Below are 12,228 nucleotides of genomic sequence, written 5' to 3' on the forward strand. Positions count from 1 at the left end.
GGACCACGCCGCCGCCGCGATCGCCGCGACCGGCACGCCCGTCTTCGCCATCAAGGGCGAGACGCTGGAGGAGTACTGGGAGTACGTTCTGAAGACCGCGACCTGGGGTGACGGCGGCACGCCGAACATGATCCTGGACGACGGCGGCGACCTGACGATGCTGATCATCCTCGGTGCCGAGGCCGAGGCCGGCCGGGCCGAGTTCCTCGACAAGCCGGGCAATGAGGAAGAGACGATCTTCTTCGCGCTGATCAAGCGCCAGCTCAAGGCCAATCCGGGCTGGTTCACCAAGACCCGCGACGCGATCAAGGGCGTCTCCGAGGAGACCACCTCCGGCGTCCATCGCCTCTATGAGCTGGCCAAGGCCGGCCGCCTGCCGTTCCCGGCGATCAACGTCAACGACAGCGTCACCAAGTCGAAGTTCGACAACCTCTATGGTTGCCGCGAGTCGCTGGTCGACGCCATCCGCCGCGGCACGGACGTGATGATGTCCGGCAAGGTCGCGGTCGTCGCCGGCTATGGCGACGTCGGCAAGGGCTCGGCCGCCTCGCTGCGCCAGGCCGGCTGCCGCGTGCTCGTCACCGAGATCGACCCGATCTGCGCCCTGCAGGCGGCGATGGAAGGCTACGAGGTCGTGACGATGGAAGACGCGGCCCCGCGCGGCGATATCTTCGTCACCGCCACCGGCAATCTGGACGTGATCACGGTCGACGACATGCGCGCCATGAAGCACCGCGCCATCGTCTGCAACATCGGCCATTTCGACTCCGAGATTCAGGTCGCCGGCCTGAAGAACTTCAAGTGGGACAACGTCAAGCCGCAGGTCGACGAGGTCGAGTTCCCCGATGGCAAGCGCATCATCCTGCTCTCGGAAGGCCGCCTGGTGAATCTCGGCAACGCGACCGGTCACCCCTCCTTCGTGATGTCCTGCTCCTTCTCGAACCAGACGCTGGCCCAGATCGAGCTCTGGAACCACCACGCCAAATACGAGAACAAGGTCTACACCCTGCCCAAGCACCTCGACGAGAAGGTCGCCGCGCTGCATCTCGCCAAGGTGGGTGCCAAGCTGACGAAGCTCAACGACCAGCAGGCGAAGTATATCGGCGTGCCGCAGACCGGCCCGTTCAAGCCCGATCACTACCGCTATTGAGCGGCGCGGCGGGCGCTTCGCGGCGCCTCATCGCAGCGAACGACGATGTCAGGAGGACCCGGCCCCGGCCGGGTCCTTTTTTATGGTCTTGTGAACGACTGTGGATAGCGCGCCTCACACCACTAATGGTGCGCGGCGTGGCGGGCTCGACTAGCCCTTGTCGGTCCTGGGTATGTTGTCGGCCCCTAGGGAAATAACCCTCCGTTTACCTCGGATTAAGCACTTCCTGACGGAGTCGGGCGATGATTACAGTGGGGCTGATTCGGGGCTGCGCGGCACGCATGACCCGGTCGAAGCTCTGATGTGATTGGCGTGGTGGCGCTCAAGTCTCGGCGTCCGGAGAAGGGATGATGTCCCCGCTCCGCGATGACGATTCCGGGCACGCCATGCGTGGAACGATGCGCCACGGCGCGAGAGGCGGCAGACGCGGCATGACGAGCGCGAAGCGACAGGCGAACGAGGGCGGGTGCCGACCGCGCGTTCTTCTCCCGGCTGCCCTGAGTCTCATCCCGATGCCGGCCCTCGCCCAGGGCTGGCTGCTGCCGGTGAAGCACGAATTGCTGAGTGCGGGAGCGCTGTCGCTCGTCTTCGCCGGGCTCACCGTCTTCGCCGCCACGACCTCCTTCGTCTATGTCCGCGAGCGCGCCCGCTGGCAGAAGCGCGAGGCCCGGCTCGCCGGCGAGCTCGAGGCCGCGCGCAGCCATCAGGAGCGGCTCTCGCTGCTCCTCGGTGCCGATCCGCAGGTCGTGGTGAGCTGGAACGGGCGCGACGCCCAGCCTGTCTTCGAGGGTGACAGCGGCTTTCTCGGCGCCGCCGGCTCCGCCCTGGCTCTGGCCTATGGCAGCTGGGCGCCGCCCGCCGACGCCAAGCGGCTCGAACTGGCCACCGATGCGCTCAAGGAGCGCGGCGAAGGCTTCGGCTTCACCATCCGCAGTAAATCCGGCCCCTTCATCGATGTTCAGGGCCGGCCGGTCGCCGGCCGCGCGGTCATCCGCTTCCGCGAGGTCACGGGCGAGCGGGCCCAGCTGATGACCCTGCGCAGCGAGCTGGAGCGCCTCACGGGCGACCATGCCGCCTTCGCCAGCCTGCTCGGCGGCCTCGCCCACCCCGCCTGGATGCGCGATGCCGACGGACGGCTGAGCTGGGTCAATGCCGCCTATGCCCGGGCCGTCGAGGCCGCCGATCCCGCCATCTGCGTGCGCGGCAGCCTGGAGCTGCTGGACCGCAACGACCGCGACGCCGCCGCCCGCGCCCGCCGCCAGGGCACGCCCTTCTCCCTGCGCACACCGGCCGTGGTCGCCGGCCAGCGGCGCATGCTCGACGTGATCGAGCTGCCGACCCCCACCGGCTTTGCCGGCTTCGCCACCGATATGAGCGAGCTGGAATCGGTGCGCACCGATCTGCAGCGCCAGATGGACGCGCATGTGCGCACGCTCGATCGTCTCAAGACGGCCGTGGCCGTCTTCGACGGGGCGCACAGGCTGGTCTATCACAACACCGGCTTCGAGACCCTCTGGTCGCTGGAGCCGGGCTTTCTCGATGGCCAGCCCAGCGACGGCGAAATCCTCGACCGGCTTCGCGCCGAGCGCCGCCTGCCCGAACTCGGCGACTATCGCAGCTGGAAGGCGGCGGTCCATGCCGCCTACACCGCGACCCGTGCGAGCGAGGACTGGTGGTATCTGCCCGATGGGCGGACCATCCACGTGGTGTCGAGCCCCAACCCGCAGGGGGGCGTCACCTATCTCTATGACGACGTCACAGAGCGCTTCACCCTGGAATCGCGCTTCAACGCGCTGATGCGCACCCAGCGCGAGACCCTGGATTCGCTGCGCGAGGGCGTGGCCGTGTTCGGCTCGGACGGCAAGCTGAAGCTGTTCAATCCGGCCTTCGCCCAGTCCTGGCGGATCGATGCGGCCCTGCTCGCCAGCAACCCGCATGTGGAGCAGCTGGTGACCCTGTGCCGCCCGCTCTTTCCGCAGGAGGATGTCTGGCGCGAACTGGTGAGCGCCGTCACCGGCGTGCGCGACGCCCGCGAGGAATATCGCAGCCGCATCGAGCGCCGCGACGGCACGGTGCTCGACATCGCCACCGCCCCGCTGCCGGACGGCGCGACGCTGATCTCCTTCGCCGACGTCACAGCCAGCGTGAATGTCGAGCGGGCGCTGACCGAGAAGAACGACGCGCTGGAAAAGGTCTCCCGCCTGCGCGAGGACTTCGTCCACCACGTCTCATACGAGCTGCGCTCGCCGCTCACCAACATCATCGGCTTCGCCCAGCTTCTCGGCACCGAGACCGTGGGTGCCCTCAACGAGAAACAGCGCGACTATACCGGCCATATCGTCCGCTCCTCGGGGGCGCTGCTCGCCATCATCAACGACATCCTCGACCTCGCCAGCATCGACAATGGCGCGCTGACGCTGGAAGTGCAGGAGATCGACGTGTCCGACACCATCGCCGAGGCCGCAGCCGGTCTCCAGGACCGGCTGACCGATGGGCGCCTCGCGCTGAAGGTCGAGATCGATCCGCGCACGGGGCCGCTGCGCGCCGATGGCAAGCGCCTGCGGCAGGTGCTGTTCAACCTGCTCTCAAACGCGATCGGCGTCTCGCAGCCCGGCCAGACGGTGACGGTCAGCGCCGGCCGTCGCGGCGGGGAGATTCGGATCGCCGTCGCCGATCACGGGCCCGGCATCCCGGCCGAGATCCGTGAGAAGGTGTTCGAGCGTTTCGAGAGCCATGCGCTCGGCTCCGGCCATCGCGGGGTTGGGCTCGGCCTGTCCATGGTGCGCTCGATCGTCGAGCTGCATGGCGGGCATGTCGAGCTGGAATCCAACCCGGGCGAGGGCACCTGTGTCACGGCCATCTTCCCGGCCGGCGGCCTGCCGCTCTCGGACGCCGCCGAATGATCGGCAGTTCAGGAACGGCCGGCCCGCACCGGCTGAGGCTCGTCGACGAGGCCGCCACGATGCGGCTCGCGGTCGATATCGCCGCCATCGTCAGGCCGGGGGACATCGTCGCGCTGTCGGGCCATCTGGGCGCCGGCAAATCGCTCTTCGCCCGCGCGCTGCTGCGCGAACTCGCCGGCGATCCGCAGCTGGAGGCGCCGAGCCCGACCTTCACCCTCGTCCAGAGCTACGAAACCCCGCGAGGCCCGGTTCTCCATGCCGATCTCTACCGGGTCCGCTCCCCCGACGAGCTCGACGATATCGGCCTGATCGAGGATCTCGATCAGGCCGTGCTGCTGGTGGAATGGCCGGACCGTGCCGGCTCTCGCCTTCCGGCGGCCCGCCGGCTGGACATCGTGCTCGAGGTCGATGCCGACCGTCCCGAAACCGGCCGCATCGTGGACCTCGCCGGCGGCGTGCTCTGGAAGCAGCGCCTCGCCATCGCCGTCGCGTCGCGCATGCTGATCGACGAGGCCGGCTGGGGCGAGGCGGCGCGCGTGTTCATGATGGGCGACGCCTCGACCCGAGCCTATGAGCGTCTGACCCGGCCGGATGGCGAAACCGCTGTGCTGATGATCTCGCCGGCGCGCCCGGACGGGCCGCCGGTCCGCATGGGCAAGCCCTACAGCGCCATTGCCCATCTCGCCGAGAGCATCGATGCCTTTGTCGCGATGGATCGCGGGCTTCGATCGCTCGACTATTCCGCCCCTGAGATCTACGCGCAGGACCTCGAGACCGGCCTGCTGCTGATCGAGGATCTCGGCGCGGAGGGCGTGCTCGATGCCGAGCGTCGCCCGATCGTCGAGCGCTACGAAGCCTCGGCCCGGCTGCTCGCCGATCTGCACCGCCACACCTTGCCGGCGATCCTGCCGGTCGCGGAGGGGCGCGATCATCCGGTGCCCGAATACGACCGCCAGGCCCTGGCGATCGAGACCGAGCTGATGACCGACTGGTACGGCCCCCATATCGCGGGGGTCACCCTGCCGGCGGTGACGCAGGCCGAGTTCGGCCGCATCTGGAACAGGCTCTTCGACGAAATTCTCGAAGGCCCCGTGACCTGGACGCTGCGCGACTTCCACTCGCCCAATCTGATCTGGCTGGAGGAGCGCGACGGGCTGGCGAAGGTCGGCCTGATCGACTTCCAGGACGCGGTTCTGGGCCACCCGGCCTATGATCTGGTCTCGCTCGGGCAGGATGCGCGGGTCGATGTGCCGGCGGCGCTGGAATTGCGGCTGCTCGCCGCCTATGGCGCGGCGCGGCGGGCCGATGCGCCCGATTTCGATCTCGCCAGCTTCGCCCGCGCCTATGCGATCCTCGGCGCCCAGCGCAACACCAAGATCGCCGGCATCTTCGCCCGCCTCGACAAGCGTGACGGCAAGCCGGTCTATCTCCAGCATCTGCCGCGCATCGAGGCCTATCTGCGCCGCAACCTCGAGCATCCGGCGCTGGAGGAGCTCAGGGGCTGGTACGAGGCGCATATGCCCAAACTATTCGAGGTGGGTTGAGCGAGCCGCCGGCGGCCGGGCCGGGCCGTGCTGTGAGTTCTGATCCCGAGGCGCCGCGATAGCGGCGGCTCGAAGGATGGGCCAGAAGGTTCCTGAGCCATGAGGAGCGTCCTTCGAGACGGTCTTTCGGGCCTCCTCGGGACGAGGGCCCGTACTCCAGGGCGCATCATCCCGGATGAGGGCTGAGGATGGTGATCGCCGACACTTCTGCTAGGTTCCGCGCGATCCATGGAGAGATTCGCGTGACCCGACCCGCTTCGCAGCCGATCCGCCGGGCGATGGTGCTGGCCGCCGGGCTCGGCCAGCGCATGCGCCCGATCACCGACACACTGCCCAAGCCGCTGGTCGCGATCGGCGGCAAGGCGATGCTGGACCACGCGCTCGACCGGCTCGCCGAGGCCGGCATCGAGGAGGCGGTGGTCAATGTCCATCACCTCGCCGACAAGGTCGAGGCGCATCTGGTGGGGCGCACACGGCCGCGCATCACCATCTCGGACGAGCGCGGCGAATTGCTGGAAACCGGCGGCGGGGTGAAGAAGGCGCTGCCGCTGCTCGGCACCGATCCGATCTTCAGCGTCAATTCCGACTCGCTCTGGAGCGAATGGGGCGTCAGCAATATCGCGGAGATGGCCGCCGCCTGGGATGCGGAGCGCATGGACATGCTCATGCTGCTGGCCAAGCGCGAGGAGAGCGTCGGCTTCAATGGCGCCGGCGACTTCTTCCGCGACGGGGAGGGCCGGCTGACGCGGCGCGGGACGGCGCAGACCGCCCCTTACGTCTATGCCGGCGTCGCGATCTCGAAGCCGGAGCTCTATGTCCACATGCCGGACGGCTCCTTCTCGCTGAACCGGATGTTCGATTTCGCGATCGGGCGCGGGCGCCTGTTCGGCCATGTGCTGCAGGGAAGCTGGCTGCATGTCGACCGGCCGGAGGCGATCGCGCCCGCCGAGGCCGCCTTCGCCGCTCCGCCGGTCGATGCCTGAGCTCAATCTTTACAGCATTCCGGCCGGCGCGCCCTTTCTGGATGTGCTGGCGCAGGCCATGATCGAGGGTCGCTTCGGCCCGGTCCATGACCCGGCGGACCCCGCCGCCATGGCGCGCGCCACCGTCTATCTGCCGACGCGCCGCGCCGCGCGCGCCTTCACTGCGCTGCTGGCCGAAAAGCTCGGCGGCCGGCCGCTGCTTTTGCCGCGCATCGTGCCGCTGGGCGATGTCGACGAGGCCGAGGCGTCCGTGATCGGCGCCGGGGGCTGGGCGGCGGAGCGGCTGGCCCCCATCGAGCCGCTGCGCCGGCGGATGCTCCTGACCCGGCTGATCGAGGCTTGGGGCCGCACTGCGAACCGCAACCATCTGAGGCTCGATCCGGGCGAGCCGGCATTGGTGCCGGCGACTTTGGCGGATGCCTACGCGCTGGCCGGAGACCTCGCGGCCCTGCTCGACCAACTCCAGACCGAGGCGATCCCGGTCGAGCGGCTCGGGACCCTCGATGCGCAGCGCTTCGACGAAGTCTGGCAGCTCAATGCCAGCTTTCTCTCCATTCTGGGCGAGGCCTGGCCGGCCATCCTCGCCGATGAAGGCGCCTGCGACCCCGCTGCCTTCCGCAACACCATGCTGGCGGCGGAGCGCAAGCGCCTGCTCGCCGGCGGGGCACGCGGGCCGATCATCGCCGCCGGTTCGACCGGCACGGTGCCGGCGACCGCCGAATTGCTCGCCGTCATCGCCCGCCTGCCGCAAGGCGCGGTGATCCTGCCCGGCCTCGATCTGGCTCTGCCCGAGCGGGCCTGGGAGGCGATCGCCGACGAGCCCGCTCCCTCCCATCCGCAAGCGGCGCTGCGCCAGCTGATGGGCGTGTTGCAGGCGACGCGCGCCGACGTCCGTGAACTGGCTGAGCCCGACGCGGCACGCAGCGCCCGCGCCGAATTGCTGCGCGAGGCGATGCTACCGGCCTCCGTCACCGAACTCTGGGCCGGGCTGACCGAACGGCTGCCGCAGGCGACCGCCGCGCTGGCCTTCCGCAACCTGCGCATCGTCGAGGCGGCCGATGAGCGCGAGGAGGCTCTGGCCGTCGCGCTCGCCCTGCGCGAGGCGCTGGAGGAGCCGGGCGCGCGCGTGGCGCTCATCACCCCCGATCGCGGCCTCGCCGAGCGCGTCGTCGTCGAGCTGAAGCGCTGGCAGGTCGAGGTCGACGATTCCGCCGGCCTGCCGCTCGGCCGCTGGCCCGCCGGTTCCCTGCTGCGGCTGGTCATCGAGGCCGCTTTGGCGAAGATGGCGCCGGCCGCGCTGGTTCCGCTGCTGGCCCATCCGCTCTGCCGGCTCGGCCTTGGCCGCGAAGCGGTCCTGCAAGGCGCGGCCGCTCTCGAGATCGGCTGCTGGCGCGGCCGGGCGGTGGGGCCCGGTCTCGCCGGACTGCATGTCGCCCTGAGCGAATGGGCGGGCGAGACGCCGACCCGCCATGTGCCCGGGCCGCGCGCCCGGCTCGGCCCCGCCGACCGCGCCGCCGCCGCCACGCTGCTGCACGCGATCGAGGCCGCGAGCGCCTCGCTGCTGGAGGCGCTGTTTCTGGACGAGCCCTCGCTCGCGGCGGTGGCGGAGGCCGCACGCAACGCCGTCGAAGCGTTCGGCGCGACGCAGACCGGCGGCTCGCTCGCCTTCGTCGGACCCGATGGCGAGGCCCTGGCCGCGCTGTTCGACGAACTTGCCGCCGCCGCCGACATCATGCCGCCGGGCGGGCGCCCGCAGGATCTCGTCGCGATCCTCGACGGGCTGCTAAACGAGAAGGCGGTGCGCCGGGCTTCCTCGGCTCATCCGCGTGTCGCCATCTGGGGCCTGCTCGAAGCGCGGCTGCTGGAGGCCGACCATGTCGTGCTCGGCGGGCTCAACGAAACCGTCTGGCCCCCGCAGACGACGACCGATTCCTTCATCAATCGCCCGATGCGCGCCGAACTCGGCCTGCCGCCGCCGGAACGGCGGATCGGCCAGACCGCGCATGATTTCACCCAGGCGCTGATGGCGCGTTCCGTCACCCTGACGCGCCCGCGCAAGGCCGGCGAGGCGGAGACCATCGCCTCCCGCTTCTGGCAGCGCCTCCAGGCGGTGACGCCGGCCGAGATCTGGCAGGAGGCGATGGCGCGCGGCGCAAGGCTGCGCGGCCTCGCCGCCCGGTTGAGCGCCCCCGCCGAGGCCCGTCCGGTCGCGCGGCCCGCCCCGCGCCCGCCGAAGGCGCTCCAGCCGCTCTCGCTCAGCGTCACGGAGGTCGAGACCCTCTATCGCGACCCCTACCAGATCCACGCCCGCAAGATTCTGGAGCTCGATGCGCTGGACGAATTGGTCGAGGAGCCGACGGCGCAGGACCGCGGCAAGCTGCTGCACGGCATTGTCGAGACCTTCACCACGACCTATCCGGACCAGTTGCCCGCCGATGCCGCAGGGCAGATCATCGCCATGGGCGACCGGCTGTTCCGCCGGCATGACGACGTGCCGGAGGTGCGGGCCTTCTGGTGGCCGCGCTTCCTGCTGACCGCGGGACATTACATCCGCTGGGAGGAGCGCCGCCGGCCGGACATCGCCCGCATCGGCGTCGAGCTGGCGACGGCCGCGAGCTTCCCGCTCTCGGATGGCAAGGAACTGCGGCTCCATGGCCGCGCCGACCGGGTCGAGCTGACGCGCGAGCCCAGCCTGCGCATCGTCGATTTCAAGACGGGCGCGCCGCCGAGCAAGGCGCAGGTCGAGAAGGGCTTCGCGCCGCAGCTGACGCTGGAGGCCGAGCTGGCCGCCCGCGCCGGCTTTAAGGGGCTGTCGGGGCCGATGCCGGTGTCGGCCGTGCTCTATGTCAAGCTGAGCCATGATCCCAAGGGCTGGGACAAGGACCAGGGCCTGAGCTTCGGCGAGGAAAGCCTCGCGGATGTCGCCACGCGCCACCTGCAAAACCTCCTCGCCCATGTCGAGGCGCTGCGCGCGGGCCGCGAGGCCTATGTCTCCCGCCGCGCGCCGGACTATATCCGCTATGCCAGCCCCTATGACCATCTCGCACGGGTGAAGGAATGGTCGGCCGCGCCCGGCGGGCAGGAGCAGGCCGATGGCGGTGGCGAGGCATGACGCAGCCGGCCCGGAACGTTCCGCTTCTTACCAGCCAGCGCCAGGCCCGCGCCGCCGAGCCGCATCTCTCCGCCTGGGTCTCGGCCAATGCCGGCTCCGGCAAGACCTATGTGCTGGTCAACCGGGTGCTGCGCCTGCTGCTGGACGATGTCGCGCCCGGCCGCATGCTCTGCATCACCTACACCAAGGCGGCCGCCGCCAACATGTCGAACCGCATCTTCAAGGCGCTGGGCGACTGGGCGACGATGCCGGAGGCGGGGCTGGCCGAGGCGCTGGCGAAACTGACCGGGCGGGCGCCGACGGCGGCCGAGCGCGGCAAGGCGCGCCGCCTCTTCGCCGAATCGCTGGAGACGCCGGGCGGTTTGCGGATCGAGACGATCCACGCCTTCTGCACCCGCGTGCTGCAGGCGGCGCCCTTCGAGGCGAATGTGCCACCGCGCTTCGAGGTGGCGGACGAACTCGCCCAGGCGCAGATGCTGCGCGAGGCGCGGCGTGACTTGCTGGCGCTGGTCGCCGCCGATCCCGAAGGCGAGGAGGCGCGCGCGCTCGATCTGCTGGCCCGCCTCGCCGCGCAGGATTCCTTCGAGACCATGGTGCAGGAGGCGCTGCGCCAGCGCGCCTTGTTCAATGACGGGAGCGGCCGGGCCCGCGATGCACGCGCGATGCGCGAGGGCATCAGCGCCTTCCTCGGCATCGAACCCGATCTGGAGGCCGCCACGATCAGGGCCGCCTTCCGCACCGAACTGGCGGCCCTGCCGGATCTGCCGCTGCTGATCGAGACGCTGCAGGCCGGCAGCACGACGCGGCAGAATTGCGCCGCCAATCTGCGCACCCTGCTGGCGGGGCGGGACGATGGCGACCCGGTCGCCTTCTGCCGGCGCGGGCTCATCACCGAGGCCGGCACCGTCAACCTCAATATCCGCGGCCGGAGCAAGTCGGAGCTTCAGGGCGCCCCGCTCGCGGCGCTGGAGGCTCTGGCTGCGCTTGTCCTTTCGGCGGCTGAGCGGCTGGATGCCGTCGCGATCCGCGACCGCAGCGCCGCGCTGGCCCTGCTGGTGACGCGGATGCTCGCCTCCTACCAGCGGCAGAAGAGTCTTCGCTCTCTGCTGGACTATGACGATCTGATCGCCCGCACGCGCACGCTGCTGGAGCGTGTCGAGGCGGCCTGGGTGCTCTACAAGCTCGATGCCGGCATCGACCACATCCTGCTCGACGAGGCGCAGGACACCGGCGAGGCGCAATGGGCGATCCTGCGCAAGCTGGCGGAGGAATTCGCCAGCGGCGGCGACCTGCGGGCCAGGCCTCGCACGATCTTCGTCGTCGGCGACGAGAAGCAGTCGATCTACGGCTTCCAGGGCGCGGCACCCTCCGCCTTCGGCGAGGAGCGGCGCGCCCTCGGCCGGCGGATCGCCGAGGCGCAGATGGCGTTCGAGGCGATCAGCCTCAACACCTCCTTCCGCTCCACGCCGGACATCATGCAGGCGGTGGATGCCGTCTTCGCTCTGCCCGAGCATGCGCGCGGCCTCGTCTTCGACGGGGCCGATCGGCCCGAGCCCCATGACACCGTGCGGCAGGGCGCGCCCGGCACGGTCGATCTGTGGCCGCTGGCCGCCAACGATACCGGCGAGCCGCCCGATGCCTGGACGACGCCGGTCGATGCGCCCGAGCGCCGCAGCGGAACCGTCAAGCTCGCCGAGCGCATCGCCCGCAGCCTGAGCCGCTGGCACCGCGACGGGCGCGACGATCGCGGCCACCCCTTCAGGGCGGGCGATGTGATGATCCTGCTGCGCCAGCGCGGCGCGCTGTTCGAGGCGATCGTCAAGGCGCTCAAGGATGCCGGCGTACCGGTGACCGGCCGCGATCGTCTGACCCTGGCCGAGCACCCGGCGGTGGAGGATCTCATCGTTCTCGGCCGCGCGCTTCTGCTGCCGGACGATGACCTGACGCTCGCGACGGCGCTGAAGACGCCGCTGATCGGCCTCGACGACGACGATCTGCTGCGTCTGGCACCGGAGCGGCCGGGCTCGCTCCGGCAGGCCTTGCAGGCGGCGGCCGAAGCCGAACCGCGCTTTGCCCGTGCCGAGGAGAAGCTGGTCGCCTGGGCGCGGGAGGCCGGGCGCTGCGGGCCCTTCCGCTTCTATGCCGATCTTCTGGGTCCCGGCGGCGGGCGCAACCTCGCCCTGGCCCGGCTCGGCGCCGAGGCGGGCGATGCGCTGGACGCCTTCCTCAATGCCGCGCTCGATCACGAGCGCCGTTACGGCCCCTCGCTGGCCGGCTTCCTCCAGCATGTCGGCGGCAGCGCGGCGGACGTGAAGCGCGACCTTTCCGCCAGCGCCGGCGAGGTCCGCGTCATGACCGTCCACGGCTCCAAGGGGCTGGAGGCGCGGATCGTCATCCTCGCCGATCTCGGGCCGGAGCCGGGCCTGAAGCGCCTGCCGAAGATCCTCGCCGTGCCGGGGCTGCGGGGGGAGAAGGTGCCGCTCTGGCCGCCGGCGACGGCGCAGGACATCCCGGCGACCGCCGCCGCCAAGGCCGG

The 12,228-nt window shown here is 70.4% G+C and carries 6 protein-coding genes; all 6 read left to right on the forward strand.

Features of this window, described 5'->3' with window-relative positions; translation table 11 throughout:
- On the forward strand, positions 1–1,150 hold a 1,150-nt coding region (locus ACOJTB_RS20555; RefSeq protein ID WP_420104382.1), incomplete at its 5' end, for an adenosylhomocysteinase.
- Between the two features lie 512 nt (positions 1,151–1,662).
- On the forward strand, positions 1,663–4,053 hold the full coding sequence (locus ACOJTB_RS20560; RefSeq protein WP_420104383.1) for a sensor histidine kinase: 2,391 nt from the start codon (positions 1,663–1,665) through the stop codon (positions 4,051–4,053).
- Positions 4,050–5,597, forward strand: coding sequence for a tRNA (adenosine(37)-N6)-threonylcarbamoyltransferase complex ATPase subunit type 1 TsaE (tsaE, locus tag ACOJTB_RS20565; RefSeq protein ID WP_420104384.1), 1,548 nt, complete (start codon positions 4,050–4,052; stop codon positions 5,595–5,597). Before ACOJTB_RS20560 ends, tsaE begins: the two co-directional genes overlap by 4 nt.
- Before the next feature lie 278 nt (positions 5,598–5,875).
- Positions 5,876–6,580, forward strand: coding sequence for a nucleotidyltransferase family protein (locus ACOJTB_RS20570; RefSeq protein ID WP_420104387.1), 705 nt, complete (start codon positions 5,876–5,878; stop codon positions 6,578–6,580).
- Positions 6,573–9,692, forward strand: coding sequence for a double-strand break repair protein AddB (gene addB, locus ACOJTB_RS20575; RefSeq protein WP_420104385.1), 3,120 nt, complete (start codon positions 6,573–6,575; stop codon positions 9,690–9,692). Before ACOJTB_RS20570 ends, addB begins: the two co-directional genes overlap by 8 nt.
- Positions 9,689–12,228, forward strand: a 2,540-nt coding sequence (gene addA / locus ACOJTB_RS20580) for a double-strand break repair helicase AddA (RefSeq protein ID WP_420104386.1), incomplete at its 3' end; no start/stop codon positions are given. The genes addB and addA, both read left to right, overlap by 4 nt.

The organism is Allobosea sp. (assembly GCF_048595345.1).
GTDB lineage: Bacteria > Pseudomonadota > Alphaproteobacteria > Rhizobiales > Beijerinckiaceae > Allobosea.